This window comes from Rouxiella aceris, from assembly GCF_012933545.1.
GTDB classification, from domain to species: domain Bacteria; phylum Pseudomonadota; class Gammaproteobacteria; order Enterobacterales; family Enterobacteriaceae; genus Rouxiella; species Rouxiella aceris.
The window spans coordinates 58,229-71,748 of record NZ_JAADJU010000002.1; the positions used below are offsets into that span (position 1 = coordinate 58,229).

Genomic DNA, 13,520 nt, shown 5'->3' on the forward strand with positions numbered 1-13,520 from the left:
TCCCTCTTTACTGGTGAATAAATGTGGGTGAGTGTTAACCGTAAAACGCAAGGATCACCCTACCGATGTGCAGAAATATTTGATCTCAAGGTATTCGTCGATACCGTATTTTGAGCCTTCTCTGCCGATCCCTGACTGTTTCATTCCTCCAAACGGTGCAACTTCATTGGAGATAAGCCCGGTGTTATGACCCACCATGCCGTACTCCAGTGCTTCTGCAACCCGCCACATTCTTTTGCTGTTTTCGGTAAAGAAATAAGCCGCCAGACCAAACTCAGTGTCATTGGCCATTGCTACCGCTTCTTCTTCTGTATCAAAACGGAACAGCGGGGCAACAGGGCCAAAAGTCTCTTCCCGCGCGATAAGCATGTCGCGAGTGACGTTAACAATCACCGTTGGCTCAACAAATAGCCCACCGCAGCTATGCCGGTTGCCGCCTGTTACTACTTCTGCCCCTTTATCTTTGGCATCCTGAATGTGGCTCTCTACTTTTGCGACGGCATCTTCATCTATCAGGGGGCCAATCAGAACGCCGGCATCAACGCCGTTGCCTACGGTCAAACTTCTGACACGCTCTGCCAGACGCTGTGCAAACTGGTCGTAAATCCCCGACTGCACCAGAAAACGGTTGGTGCAGACGCAGGTCTGACCGGCATTGCGGAATTTGGACTGTACGGCACCGTCAACGGCGGCTTCAATGTCAGCGTCATCAAAGACGATAAAGGGGGCGTTTCCTCCTAGCTCCAGAGAAATACGCTTGAGCGTAGGTGCGCACTGTGCCATCAACAAGCGCCCGATCTGCGTTGAACCGGTGAAAGAGAGTTTTCTGACGACTTCACTCTTCGTTAATACATTGCCGATGACTTTTGCATCGCCAGTAACGATTTGCAGCACACCGGCCGGGATGCCGGCGCGCATCGCCAGTTCGCCTAACGCGAATGCGGTCAGCGGCGTTTGCTCTGCAGGTTTGACGATCATGACGCAGCCAGCGGCCAGAGCTGGTGCGGCTTTACGGGTGATCATGGCCGCGGGGAAATTCCAGGGGGTAATGGCGGCGCAGACACCGACGGGTTGTTTGAGTACCACCAGTCGTTTATCGGCCTGTGGCGAAGGGATCACATCGCCGTAAATACGTTTCCCCTCTTCGGCAAACCAATCAATAAATGATGCGGCATACGCCACTTCGCCACGAGATTCGGCCAACGGTTTTCCCTGCTCCGCGGTCATGATGGCGGCAAGGTCAGCGCTGTTTTCAGTGATAAGGTCAAACCAACGACGTAATATCACGCAACGCTCTTTAGCCGTTTTCTCGCGCCAGAGCAAAAATGCGCGCTGCGCTGCGATAATCGCCTCTTCAATTGCTGCCCCTTCAAGCTGGGGGACATGGGCAATGATTTCAGCCGTGGCCGGGTTTGTTACTGGAAACGTTGCGCCGTTGGTGGCAGGACGCCATTCTCCAACGAGCAAACACCTTTCCTTGAATAACGATGGATCGCGTAAATCGAGCATATTTCCCCTCCTGACAGAGGAATTTTTATTTACAAGTTCAGTATATTGAACTAAATTCACTATATAGAATTGTGGCACAAAATTTAATTAAACGTCAAATTACTGTTAAAAAGTGAGACCTATGCCGGAAAATACAGAGACAGAAACCCCCGGAAGCAGTGCGCCCGCATTACGCCGCGCCGTACAGATTCTGGATGCAGTCAGCAAACTTCCCACACCTCCGACTTTTACTGAGATCGTGACATTACTGGGCTTGCCTAAAAGTTCTGCACATGGCTTATGTGCCGCGCTGGTGGATTTGGGAATGTTGATTCGTACCGATGCCGGGACCTACCGGGTTGGAGGGCGAGTGATGAATTGGGCTAATGCCTTTATTGGTCAGACAGATCTGGTCGAGGAATTCCAGCGGCTCCTGCAAGATCGACGCGAATTGAGTGATTTCACTGTAACTATGACGATATTAGACAGTCAGCAAGTGGTTTACGTCGCGTGCTCCAACAGCAAAGCCGCTTTGGGGTTTACATTCCGGATCGGGATGCGCCTGCCGGCCCCTTTTACCGCAACAGGTAAGGCGATTCTCAGCACCTTGAATGATGAGGATATCTGCCGTCGCTTTGAAACTGGCTGGCCTAAGCCGCTCACTGCCCGCAGCGTGGCATCACTTACCACCCTCTTGCAGGAGTTGGCCGTGGTCCGCCAACGCGGTTACTCGGTCGATGACGGACAGATCCGTGAAGGGATGTTCTGTATTGGCGCTCCGGTATATGACTTTTCAGGGCAAGTGGTGGCGGGTCTGGCCGTGAGTATGCTGGAACAGGAAGCGGCAGCCTCCACCATCGAGACTATTGGCAATAAGCTGGTAAATATCGCCGCTTCACTTTCCGCGAGGCTGGGGAATGCCATGTCCTCTTCTTAGTGTGTCCATTGGAAGTCAATCCACAGGATTAGAGGGGCTTGGGGGATATGCCTCCCTAATCCAGGGTTCACTCTAACCCGCCATGTGGAGCGTCCATTCCATTAGTGCTTGCTGTCGCGAGGCGATTAAGCGTGGTTTTTTTACCTCATTGACCCTCAGGCCCCACCATCAAATCAGGCTCAAGTTTGTAACAGTGTCATTCATCGGGTCAACAGCCAGCGAGCGGTGTGTTCATCTGTGACCAATCCGTTGATCCACCCACCTTTCAGTGCCGCCAGAACGCTCGGGCGCTTATCTTCACCGTAGGCCGCTGCGATACGCGGACACTGGTTCTGACGGATGTCGTAACTGGTTATCAGGCTGTTGATTTCGCAATCCACTACCTGTCCTTGGGCATCAATAAAGCGGCCGAGAATTTCACCGATGATCCCCAGTTCTTTCAACTCATCGAGCTGTTCATGATTGATAAAGCCATCTTTAACTATCGGACTTTGTATGCTTAACGAACCGATACCGACAAAAATCACGTCGGCTTGTTCAGCCACAGAATTCACGCTGCGAAACAGGCGACTGGAACACCACTGTGTATGCTCATCGACGGATTGTGCATAACGTGACACGGGCCACTGGTAATATTTTGCCTGAATTTTTCGTGCCAGCAGCAGAGGGACATCATCGTAATAGTTACACTGACCATTGCTGTCCATGGCGCTAATCAGCGCGATACAGCGCGTGTTCAGGCTGTGAAAGTCGATACGCTGAATCGTTTTTTTAAGCGTCAACCCGGAACCGATGCCGATGATTTTGAGCTTATCATCGCGCAGATAACGGGCCATAAGCTGATAACACCCGAACGAAACACTGTCCAGCACGCTCTCTTCGCTATACACGGGAACGATATTACAATCGATAAGTTGATATTTTTCCTGCAATAATTTTGCGTAATCCAGGCATTGCGCCACCGGATGATGCAGACCAATAGAGACAATACCTTCCTCTTTTGCTGCCGCGATAAGTCGCTGTACCACTGGCCTGGATGTGCCCAACAGACTGGCGATATCACTCTGATTTTGACCAGCAATGTAATACATCCATGCGGCACGTACCTTCTGATCCAGCTTGATATCATCTTCTTTATTCATGGTTTTCTGCCTTAAAAATACGGTCACAAGGTAAATCTACCGTCCTGATAGCGCATTTTGGTGGTAGTTCAGTTGTGAGGCAAGTAGTTGCTCAGAATCGATCAATTGTGATTTTGTTGGTCTTTTGCTCTTTTGTGATCACTCTATCTTTTTGGCTTCAAATGACCAGATACAGTAAGTCACACAACCTCAATGGAGAGCAGAACATGAACAATCAATTCACTTGGCTTCACATCGGTCTGGGTTCTTTTCATCGTGCACATCAGGCGTGGTATTTACATCGTCTGATAGCTTCTGGCTATAACACCTGGCACATTGCAGCAGGCAATATTCGCAGTGATTCTGAGCGGGTTGTAGAGACGTTGATGGCGCAAAATGGCCGCTATGTCCTTGAAACTGTTAGCCCGGAAGGCGAGCGTGTTTACGAAGAGATCACTTCCATCCAGAAACTGCTGCCCTGGCAGGAAGATTTACAGCCGTTAATTGATGAAGGTGCGAAGCCACAAACCAAAGTGATTGCCTTTACCGTGACAGAAGGCGGTTACTATCTGAAAACCAACCATCAATTGGAAACCACCAATGCCGATCTGATTTGCGATCTGCAGGGTGGCTGCAAAACGATTTACGGTACGATCACTCGTATTCTCGAACAGCGTATGGCAAATAATGCCGGGCCGTTAACCCTGCTCAACTGCGATAACGTGCGCCATAACGGTGAACGTTTTCATGATGGGCTGATTGAGTTCCTGCAATTAACCGGCAAACAGGCAGTGATTAACTGGCTGGCGATTAACGCAACTTGCCCCAATACCATGGTTGACCGCATCACGCCGCGTCCGGCAGCAGATCTTCCTGCGCGCATCAAGGCGCAAACCGGTATCGAAGACAAAGCGCCAGTCATGGGTGAAACCTTTATTCAGTGGGTGGTGGAAGACAATTTCCGCGATGTGCGTCCGAATTTTGAGGCCGTGGGAGTGGAAATGGTCGAATCGGTCATCCCTTATGAAGAGGCGAAAATTCGCATCCTTAACGCATCTCACAGCTGCATTGCCTGGGCTGGCACCCTGGTCGGGCAGCAGTATATCCATGAGAGCACTCTGACTGATTACATTTATGCTATTGCCGACCGCTACGTGACCGAAGATGTGATCCCGTGCCTTGGCGATAACGGTATTGATCTTCCGACATACCGTGATGTGGTACTGAAGCGTTTTACTAACCCGTATATCAAAGATACCAACCAGCGCGTCGCCGCCGATGGTTTCTCGAAAATACCCGCAATGATTGCCCCGACGCTGTTGGAATGCTATCAGCGCGGAGCTCGCCCGGAAGCCACCGCCATGCTGCCAGCGCTGTTCTTCGTCTTTATGGAGCAGTGGCATAAAGGCACTCTGCCGTACGAATACCAGGACGGCATTCTCGATGCGCAGGCGGTTCATAGCATGTTTAATGCCGCCGACCCTATTGCGGTCTATGCCAGCGATAAAGCGCTGTTTGGCGAGCTGACTGAACGTGAAGACTTCGCGGCGCTCCTGCGTGAGAAGATCGCGGCAGTTTACTCACTGATGCATTGAGAGGTAGCTATGTATTTAGGGATCGATTTAGGCACGTCTGAAGTCAAGGCATTGGTCATTAACGAAAATAATGACGTTGTTGCCACCCATAGTGTGCCGCTGAGTATTCAGCGGCCCCATCCACACTGGTCAGAACAATCGCCACAGGAATGGTGGGAAGCGACGGATTATCTGATGAGTACGTTGCGGGAAAAATGCGGTCAGCACTGGCAGGCTATCAAGGCGATTGGGCTTTCTGGACAGATGCACGGGGCAGTATTGCTGGATTCGTCCGGTGAAGTTATTCGTCCTGCCATTCTATGGAACGACACCCGCAGCGCACTGGAGTGTGCCGAGCTCGAAGAAATCGCCCCGGAGTTGCATCAGATAGCGGGCAATCTGGCCATGCCTGGATTTACGGCACCGAAACTGCTGTGGGTCCGCCGCCATGAACCGGAGAATTTTAAACGTACTGATACGGTATTGCTGCCGAAAGATTATCTGCGTTTCAAAATGACCGGCAAAAAAATATCCGATATGTCAGATGCATCCGGGACGCTCTGGCTGGATGTTGAGAAACGCGACTGGTCTGATGCACTGCTGGAAAAATGCGGGTTGTCACGACGTCATATGCCGGCACTGGTCGAGGGCTGCGACCTGTCTGCCAAGCTGGATCCGCACATTGCCGAACACTGGGGGTTAAATGCGTCGGTGATTGTGGCGGGAGGTGGCGGTGATAATGCCGTCAGTGCGATCGGTGTTGGCGCCGTTTCACCGGGAGATGCGTTTATCTCACTGGGAACCTCCGGTGTGCTCTTTGTAGTCACGGATGCTTACCGCCCGGCACCGCAGTCGGCGGTACATGCTTTCTGTCACGTATTGCCCAATCTGTGGCATCAGATGAGCGTCATGCTCAGTGCGGCCAGTTGCCTGCAATGGTTCTGCCGCCTGGTGGGGGTGACCGAAGTGGCATTGCTCGAAGAGATAGCGCAACTCAGTGCGCAAGAAAAGGCCAATGCACCGATGTTCCTGCCGTATCTTTCCGGTGAGCGCACACCGCATAACGATCCTGATGCCAGAGGGATGTTCCAGGGGTTAACCCACTCCAGCCAGCGTGCACTGATGGGGTATGCGGTATTGGAAGGGGTCAGCTTTGGGATTGCCGACGGATTACGGGTATTACAGGAAAGTGGAACCCGTATCGACCAGTGCTCACTGGTGGGGGGCGGCGCACGTAGCCCGTTCTGGGCGCAGCTACTGGCCGATATTCTGAATATGCCGGTGGTCACCCACAAAGGCGGGGAAACCGGTGGTGCACTGGGTGCCGCTCGCCTGGCTTGCCTGGCAGCAGGAAAACCACTTAACAAAGTTTGTGAAAAACCAGAAATTTATCAAACCTGGTCTGCCGATGCCCAACGCCATAAAACGCTTATGCAACGGTATGCACAGTTTAAAGCCTTGTACGTAAACGACCTGAATTATCGGAAACACTAACTTCAATCATAAAAACCCTCCGGCAAATATGTCGGAGTGGTTTCCTGTACCCTAAAAACGAGGTCAGTATGTCTTTGAATAATAAACAGTGGTTCGGTTTACCCCTGAATCTGATATGGGGTTATATTGCCATCGCGATATTTATGACCGGCGATGGTTTTGAACTGGCATTTCTGTCGCACTATATTACCGAGCTGGGATTCACACCGGCAGAAGCGTCTTTCGCGTTTACTTTGTACGGCCTGGCTGCGGCACTTTCAGCCTGGGTTTCTGGCGTAGTGGCGGAGATTATTACGCCGCAAAAAACCATGCTTATCGGCTTTCTGATATGGTGTGTTTTCCACGTGCTGTTCCTGACCTTTGGTCTGGGCCACGCTAACTATGGGCTTATGCTGCTGTTCTATGGTATCCGTGGATTTGCCTATCCGTTGTTCCTGTATTCCTTCATCGTTGCCATCGTCCATAACGTGAAAAGCGATGGTGTCAGCTCCGCACTCGGCTGGTTCTGGGCGGTTTACTCTATCGGTATCGGTGTATTCGGTAGCTATATTCCCAGCTTTACTATTCCGCATATTGGGGAACTGGGTACCCTATGGATGGCATTGGTGTTCTGTATCTCAGGTGGCCTGATTGCGATAGTTTCCATGCGTCATATTAAGACACCGCATCATATGCAGAATCTGACCACCCGCGAGAAGTTCAATGAGTTGGGCCGTGCAGCCACACTGATTTACTCCAACCGTAACATTATGCTCTCCAGCATGGTGCGTATCATTAATACCCTGTCGCTGTTCGGCTTTGCGATTGTCATGCCGATGATGTTCGTTGACAAACTGGGGTTCACCACCTCGGAGTGGTTGCAGGTGTGGGCGGTCTTCTTCTTTACGACCATTTTCTCCAATGTCTTCTGGGGCATTCTGGGGGAGAAAATGGGCTGGATGAAAGTCGTGCGCTGGTTCGGTTGTGTGGGCATGGCACTCTCCAGTCTGGCGTTTTACTACATCCCGCAGTACTTCGGACATAACTTCGCTATGGCACTGGTTCCGGCCATCTTACTGGGGATCTTTGTGGCTGCATTCGTGCCGATGGCTGCGGTGTTCCCGGCACTGGAACCGAAGCACAAAGGGGCGGCGATTTCGGTCTACAACCTGTCTGCTGGCCTGTCTAACTTCCTTGCACCGGCGATTGCAGTGATTGTATTACCATACTTCAGCACGATAGGTGTCGTTGTAGCCTATACCACGCTGTATGTTCTTGCCTTCTTCCTGTGTGCCTACATTCGTGTCGAACAGCCAGGATTTGAGAGCAACGAAACCCGTGCAATCAGTACCGCAAAAAACGTGCAAATCTCGTAATGTCAGTTGGCTGGCGGGGAGAGCCGCCAGCCCCAAAAGAGTGATAAATATGCATATAAAAGCAGTCATTTTTGATATGGATGGCGTCATTATTGACTCAGAGACCTTCTGGCAGCAGGCGCAGATTATGGCGCTTGCCGACTACGATGTAACAGTCAATGCAACTGAGTGTGAGACGTTGACGAAAGGTAAGCGTCTGGATGAGATCGCACGTGTCTGGTGCGAAAAATTTGACCTTATTGGGGTGTCCTCACAGCTGGAAAAAAAGATCATTGCCCATGTTACCGCGCTTATCAGCACCCATGGCGAGCCGATGCAGGGTATTTATGCAGCACTGACCTATTTTCAGCAACAGGGCTATCGCCTCGCGCTGGCGACGTCATCATCCCACCAGGTGATTGATGCTGTGTTTCGTAAACTAGGGCTCTGGCACTATTTTGAGGTGATTTCCAGTGCCGATGACGAGGCGCACGGAAAACCGCATCCGGCGGTGTATCTCGCCACTGCCAGTAAACTGCATCTCCCGGTAGCTGACTGTCTGGTAATTGAAGATAGCCAGAGTGGATTTCAGGCGGCGCAGGCCGCTGGGATGAAAACCTTGGTGGTGACCGAAGATTGTCATCATGACAAATTTAGTGGGGCACTGGGGCGTTATTACTCAATGCCCGCATTGCTTCAGGCGATTATAGCATCAACGGTATTGCAGCATGAGCCAGTAGCGTAAATGTCAAATAAGTACGCTCAGACCCGGTTTATTTGGCTACGCCTTTGCCGATTTGAAGGTAATAACCATGACTCTTTTGAAAAAACTCAGAAAGGTCACCACGGTTGGGGACAATATTGACGCTATTCGCGATTTTAGCTTGCCAATGCTGTTCGTGCACTCAGCATGGACGCAGTACAAGAAGCTAAATTTGACTCGACGAATCGTTTTAAATTTGACCATAAAAAGGGTAGTGTATCACTTAGTGCTATAGTAATGGCTAACAGGATGTCGGCTCAATGTGTGTATTTAAAACGAAATGGTTTACCAAAGCAGCCAGGTCACATGCAATCCAAGATAGCGAATTATGTCTTGCTATCGAGGCAGTGAAGCAAGAAAAAGGAGATGACTTGGGTGGGGAGTCTATAAAAAGCGCCTTAATCATAACCGAGATCGAGCTATCATCCTGGCTAAAGGTGGAACGCATTGGTTCTATACTTTTCTCTACGCTAAACAGGATATGGCGAATATCAGTGGTAAGGAACTGACGGGTTTCCGTGAGCTGGCAAAGAGTTATTCGGGCCTTACTGAACAGGAAATTAAAAAACTGATAAAGAATAATGAATTAGTGGAGATATGCCATGACAGCAAAAAATAAATTTAAGAGCCAGGCGTTCGAAGCAATCCATAGCGCTGCTTCAGGGTTATTTAGTGTTGATGCTATCCCTCGTGAAACTATGCGTAGCTTCGATGAGGCATGCATTGAAAACCTCGCAGAGTTTGCTCCTAATGAGATTAAAGAACTGCGTGAAAAGTTAAATGTTAGCCAACCTGTCTTTGCACGCTATCTCAATACCAGTGTTTCAACCATTCAGAAGTGGGAAACGGGCACAAAGCGCCCTAATGGCTTATCGTTAAAATTGTTGTCAGTCGTGCAAAAGCATGGGCTAAAGGTATTAGTGTAACGGCTTGATTGTAATACGGGTACACAGCGATTCGCTCTCAAGGCTGAGGGGAGAATGAGATCAAGCATAAAGGACAAAATCTTTAAAACGTGTGAGGCAAAAATAGCAGCTAACGATGGTAATGTTGGGCTATCGTTTCTTGCTTTTTTTGCTAAAAAAAGGAGGGAGTGTTAGAAATTCTGTGTTATTCCAATAATATATACCCAAAAAGGAGTGACACATGTTCCAACCCTTCGGTTTAGATAAAGCCCTGAAAGCACTTCAGGATGGTCAGGCTTTGACAGGTAAGGATGGTCTCTTAGCGTATACCAATAAACTTATACCAATAGACGCCGGTTTCAGGTGGATCTCTTCGGACTTCTACAGACACCAAAAAGCCCACAAACCTGGAAGGGATGCGGGCTTTCCGTACTTCAACGGACTTATCTGGTAATAACCGGGCTGGGGGAAGCGTAATTTTTCGGCTAGCTTGATGTTTATAAAGCAATAACGGTGAGTTCAGATATGTAGGGTAGGCCTAAAGGTAGTCCAATGGCTGAATACCTTTACAATCAAAGATTGTTTGAGTTGCCATTTTATCAATTGAAAGTGTCCAATAATGTTACTTAAGCTTAACCAATGCCTCTTCGATTTTGGATAAATTATCGGCTATTTTACGACAGTTACTATTATCAGAGGCGTCTACATTAACCATAGACAGTATTTCAATATAACTCTCATTAACGATTTTTCTAGATAATGGATTCCTGCTGTTTGCTTTGCTAAAAGTAGTAGTGACTTTTATTTTTTCGTCACCGATGAAGTTTTTAATTCCTTTGAAATCACCGAACATAAATACTCGACTTGATCCGGGGGCCAAAAATGGGATACCTGTAATAAATGCACTATCCTTCATGTCAGTACGGGCATCGCCATGGAATGCCCTGTGAGGCAATAATCTGTCAAAACTGAATTTCACATCCTTGGCTGCACTCTTTCCAATATTCTTTATGACGATATTTAAAATGGTTTTTGCATCATTGTTTTGTTCGAGATATACAATAACATCCGGCGATGTACTATCTTTATAAACAAGATAGCTAATTGCAGATGATCCAATAGCAACTACCATGGTTAGTACATTTACAACAAATCCACCAGTTTGCAGAACATCCATTTTATAGGCCTATTAGCAAGAAGAGATCATAGAGTATTATTTCTTAATAATGTACTTTTCAGTCCATTGAGTAAAGGATTACAGTGCTAATCATAATATAAGACTGATAGTTACCGGTCTTAGGTTTACCAGGCTGTTGGGGGCGTTGCACTACGTCGGCCATTTGCCGTTGTTTACCTCTTTCAACGTCAGGTTGTTCTGTGCACCTTGTTTGGTGTGCCACTTCTTGTAATTTGGCCCGAACTCTTTGAGCATCACTGAAGAGGTGGTCAGTAGGGTTAAACGTTAGGTTTTGTTTTATCAAATGTTACTCGAGTACTTAGCTTTGTCCATTTTATGTCTACAGAAAGGACTCAAAAAAGTGTCTTTTATGTAGACATAATGCATTGATAAGGTTTATCCTTACACTAAGGACCCTAAAAAGAGTCTTTTCTGTAGAGGTATGGTATGAACAAACTTACGGCAATGGCCACACTTGATGAGTTTAGTCGCAATGGACGCTATGTTTTCCATCTGCGAGACCTGGAGAAAATTTTCTCTTATGAATCCCCCAGAGCCCTTAAGGCATCGATCAAACGTTTAGTTGATAGCAAGATCCTAACTCGAGCTGTACAGGGTGTTTATGTATATGAACATGCAGCTAAAGATAGCTATATTTTAGAGCATATTCTCAAGACTATGCGTCGTGGAGAATATAACTATACGAGTCTTGAGTCTGCCCTTTCACAATATGGTGTTATTTCTCAGGTCCCTATTGGGCGGCTCACCGCTATGACAACAGGGCGTTCTGGAGAGTATAAAACTCCTTGGGGTGTAATCGAATTGACGCATACTGCTCGTTCCGTTGGCGACATCCTCACCGGGACCATTCAGACTAACTCCCCAATCAAGTTTGCTAAGAAACAGACAGCTGCGCGAGATTTAATGCGTGTAGGACGAAATACACACTTGATAAATAAAATGGAGCTTGCAGATGCCTAAGCGTATTGATTTCGATATGTTAGTAGAGGAGATGATTCAGCAAGAGGGGCTGTCGGCTTTACGCCCTGTTGTTGAAAAGGAACTTCTACACTATGACATTCTTTTTTGTTTGTCAGAAGCCGGGTTACTACAGAAGCTGACTTTTCAAGGAGGAACTTCACTCAGACTGTGTTATGGCTCAAATCGTTTTAGTGAGGACTTGGATTTTGCAGGCGGATTAGAGTTCTGTTCTGCTGATTTAGTTGATATGAAAAATTGTATTGAAGCCTATTTAGGGGCCAGATATGGATTGGACGTAACGGTCAAAGAACCAGAAGAATTACGTACAGAGCCAGAGTATTCAGAGGTTAAGGTCGATAAATGGCAGATTTCAGTTACGACCTCACCTCAGCGACGAGATATGCCCAGGCAGCGAATTAAAATTGAAGTAGCTAATATTCCAGCTTATACCAATTCAGTAAGGCCGTTAACCCGCAATTATTCCGCTTTACCCGATGGGTATAATGATACTTTAATTAACGTTGAAAGCCTTGAAGAGGTTATGGCCGATAAGCTAGTTTCTTTACCAGCAACAACGAAGTATGTCCGATATCGAGATATTTGGGATCTGGTATGGCTAAAGCAGCAATCCATAAATTTGAATTCTGAATTGGTAAAGAAAAAACTTAAAGATTACAAGACCGATGGTTTTGAAGATAAGCTCCAGATTCGGATTGACTCATTAGCAGAGATTATATCTGGTGGGAAATTTCACCAAGAAATGAAACGTTTTATCCCAGCCAATATATATGAATCCTCTTTAGCTGATGAACGGTTTTCTCGTTATTTACATGAATCTTTGACAGAGTTACTTACTCAGCTTCAAAAAGAGCTTTTTGGGAACGAGGAAAAAAATATTATTTTTAAAATGTAGGCGTTCTCATTTTTTTAAGATTTTATTATCTTAGCGATGGTAGCCGCTGTTTGGTATGGGATGTTTTCGACATGACATGCCATCCTTTTACAATGTTTTTACATGTGAAATTTATCAGATAGTACAGCCCCCTCAGTGTCAGAATAGTTGTCACCCCCTCTGAAAAAGATACCTGAGGGCGATGAAGTGACAAATGAAACGTATTTCTCCGGAGCGTAAGGCTGCAAGACTGGCGAAATTACTTCCCCCTTACAACATGACCGTGGCCGCGGTTGCACAGATGGAAGGAATATCCGAAGCTACCCTATATATCTATGGACTACCTCCGTTTTGCAAGCACTGAATTTGGTTTTAGGCTGTTGCTTACATCTATCCGGCATCAGGGAAACCTGTGCCCAAATGGGGAACCGCGTACAATCGCCTCAACAACTGGACGGCCTCTAGGGCCATTATACAGGTCAGGTTCCGATTGTGCAGGTGCAACCTGTCACCATTTTTCAGTACGCTGCAACTTTAATAAGGTAAGTATCATATTCCTGCTGGTTGATATTCTGTTTCGTGCCGAAGAATTGACCAAATAATCCTGGCGTTCTTGTTTGCCACTGCGACGGTGGTTTTATTAAATCCCCTTCGCTCTTTTAACTGGTTAACCCATTGGTTTAAATATCCGTCATTATTATTTGCTGCTACTCTGACGACAGCACGGGCACCGTGAATAAAGAGTGTACGTAGATGCTTATCGCCTTTCTTCGTCATATTCATGAGCACCTGCCTGTCCCCACTCGAATGCTGTCGTGGAATAAGGCCAAGCCAGGCTGACCTGCCCCCAGGAT

At 47.7% G+C, this 13,520-nt stretch carries 12 protein-coding genes and 2 pseudogenes; 10 read left to right on the forward strand and 4 right to left on the reverse strand.

Translation table 11 applies throughout. From position 1 onward, the window contains the following. Window positions 1-54: 54 nt before the first annotated feature. Entirely contained in the window at window positions 55-1,509 is a 1,455-nt protein-coding gene (locus GW590_RS03860; protein WP_169401714.1) for an NAD-dependent succinate-semialdehyde dehydrogenase, read from the reverse strand. Between the two features lie 121 nt (window positions 1,510-1,630). Here GW590_RS03860 and GW590_RS03865 point away from each other — a divergent pair, with 121 nt between their 5' ends. Continuing rightward, complete coding sequence (locus tag GW590_RS03865) at window positions 1,631-2,425, forward strand: IclR family transcriptional regulator (protein ID WP_169401715.1); 795 nt, start codon at window positions 1,631-1,633, stop codon at window positions 2,423-2,425. 200 nt (window positions 2,426-2,625) lie between these two features. Here GW590_RS03865 and GW590_RS03870 read toward each other — a convergent pair whose 3' ends face one another. Beyond that, a complete protein-coding gene (locus GW590_RS03870) occupies window positions 2,626-3,567 on the reverse strand; it encodes a sugar-binding transcriptional regulator (protein ID WP_169401716.1) in 942 nt (313 codons plus the stop codon). Window positions 3,568-3,773: 206 nt separating this feature from the next. Between GW590_RS03870 and dalD the strand changes: the two genes are divergently transcribed. The 7 genes and pseudogenes from dalD to GW590_RS03905 all read left to right on the forward strand — a co-directional run bounded on the left by dalD (window position 3,774) and on the right by GW590_RS03905 (window position 10,070). After that, window positions 3,774-5,141, forward strand: a complete 1,368-nt coding sequence (dalD, locus tag GW590_RS03875) for a D-arabinitol 4-dehydrogenase (RefSeq protein ID WP_169401717.1) — start codon at window positions 3,774-3,776, stop codon at window positions 5,139-5,141. 9 nt (window positions 5,142-5,150) lie between these two features. After that, a complete protein-coding gene (gene xylB, locus GW590_RS03880) occupies window positions 5,151-6,614 on the forward strand; it encodes a xylulokinase (RefSeq protein WP_169401718.1) in 1,464 nt (487 codons plus the stop codon). A gap of 68 nt (window positions 6,615-6,682) precedes the next feature. Further along, window positions 6,683-7,969, forward strand: coding sequence for an RbtT/DalT/CsbX family MFS transporter (locus tag GW590_RS03885; protein ID WP_169401719.1), 1,287 nt, complete (start codon window positions 6,683-6,685; stop codon window positions 7,967-7,969). A gap of 49 nt (window positions 7,970-8,018) precedes the next feature. Further along, a complete protein-coding gene (locus GW590_RS03890) occupies window positions 8,019-8,693 on the forward strand; it encodes an HAD family hydrolase (protein ID WP_169401720.1) in 675 nt (224 codons plus the stop codon). Between the two features lie 278 nt (window positions 8,694-8,971). Continuing rightward, window positions 8,972-9,330: pseudogene (locus GW590_RS03895) on the forward strand (type II toxin-antitoxin system RelE/ParE family toxin). Continuing rightward, on the forward strand, window positions 9,314-9,637 hold the full coding sequence (locus GW590_RS03900; protein WP_169401721.1) for a helix-turn-helix domain-containing protein: 324 nt from the start codon (window positions 9,314-9,316) through the stop codon (window positions 9,635-9,637). The pseudogene GW590_RS03895 and the gene GW590_RS03900 overlap by 17 nt, the downstream one beginning before the upstream one ends. A 220-nt stretch (window positions 9,638-9,857) precedes the next feature. Next, on the forward strand, window positions 9,858-10,070 hold the full coding sequence (locus tag GW590_RS03905; protein WP_169401665.1) for a hypothetical protein: 213 nt from the start codon (window positions 9,858-9,860) through the stop codon (window positions 10,068-10,070). A gap of 168 nt (window positions 10,071-10,238) precedes the next feature. Here GW590_RS03905 and GW590_RS03915 read toward each other — a convergent pair whose 3' ends face one another. Beyond that, a complete protein-coding gene (locus GW590_RS03915; protein ID WP_169401722.1) occupies window positions 10,239-10,793 on the reverse strand; it encodes a hypothetical protein in 555 nt (184 codons plus the stop codon). A gap of 447 nt (window positions 10,794-11,240) precedes the next feature. Here GW590_RS03915 and abiEi point away from each other — a divergent pair, with 447 nt between their 5' ends. Both abiEi and GW590_RS03925 read left to right on the forward strand, forming a co-directional pair. Next, window positions 11,241-11,774, forward strand: coding sequence for a type IV toxin-antitoxin system AbiEi family antitoxin (gene abiEi / locus GW590_RS03920; protein WP_169401723.1), 534 nt, complete (start codon window positions 11,241-11,243; stop codon window positions 11,772-11,774). Further along, on the forward strand, window positions 11,767-12,687 hold the full coding sequence (locus tag GW590_RS03925) for a nucleotidyl transferase AbiEii/AbiGii toxin family protein (protein ID WP_169401724.1): 921 nt from the start codon (window positions 11,767-11,769) through the stop codon (window positions 12,685-12,687). Before abiEi ends, GW590_RS03925 begins: the two co-directional genes overlap by 8 nt. A gap of 528 nt (window positions 12,688-13,215) precedes the next feature. Here the strand turns inward: GW590_RS03925 and GW590_RS03930 are convergent. Then, a pseudogene (locus GW590_RS03930) lies at window positions 13,216-13,506 on the reverse strand (transposase); the annotation flags it as partial. Between the last annotated feature and the right edge of the window lie 14 nt (window positions 13,507-13,520).

What these genes read in the sequence shown, in the direction of transcription:
- GW590_RS03860 (WP_169401714.1), bottom strand. Translation starts at nt 1,509, where the DNA reads ATGCTCGATTTACGCGATCCATCGTTATTCAAGGAAAGGTGTTTGCTC.
- GW590_RS03865 (WP_169401715.1), top strand. Translation starts at nt 1,631, where the DNA reads ATGCCGGAAAATACAGAGACAGAAACCCCCGGAAGCAGTGCGCCCGCA.
- GW590_RS03870 (WP_169401716.1), bottom strand. Translation starts at nt 3,567, where the DNA reads ATGAATAAAGAAGATGATATCAAGCTGGATCAGAAGGTACGTGCCGCA.
- dalD (WP_169401717.1), top strand. Translation starts at nt 3,774, where the DNA reads ATGAACAATCAATTCACTTGGCTTCACATCGGTCTGGGTTCTTTTCAT.
- xylB (WP_169401718.1), top strand. Translation starts at nt 5,151, where the DNA reads ATGTATTTAGGGATCGATTTAGGCACGTCTGAAGTCAAGGCATTGGTC.
- GW590_RS03885 (WP_169401719.1), top strand. Translation starts at nt 6,683, where the DNA reads ATGTCTTTGAATAATAAACAGTGGTTCGGTTTACCCCTGAATCTGATA.
- GW590_RS03890 (WP_169401720.1), top strand. Translation starts at nt 8,019, where the DNA reads ATGCATATAAAAGCAGTCATTTTTGATATGGATGGCGTCATTATTGAC.
- GW590_RS03900 (WP_169401721.1), top strand. Translation starts at nt 9,314, where the DNA reads ATGACAGCAAAAAATAAATTTAAGAGCCAGGCGTTCGAAGCAATCCAT.
- GW590_RS03905 (WP_169401665.1), top strand. Translation starts at nt 9,858, where the DNA reads ATGTTCCAACCCTTCGGTTTAGATAAAGCCCTGAAAGCACTTCAGGAT.
- GW590_RS03915 (WP_169401722.1), bottom strand. Translation starts at nt 10,793, where the DNA reads ATGGATGTTCTGCAAACTGGTGGATTTGTTGTAAATGTACTAACCATG.
- abiEi (WP_169401723.1), top strand. Translation starts at nt 11,241, where the DNA reads ATGAACAAACTTACGGCAATGGCCACACTTGATGAGTTTAGTCGCAAT.
- GW590_RS03925 (WP_169401724.1), top strand. Translation starts at nt 11,767, where the DNA reads ATGCCTAAGCGTATTGATTTCGATATGTTAGTAGAGGAGATGATTCAG.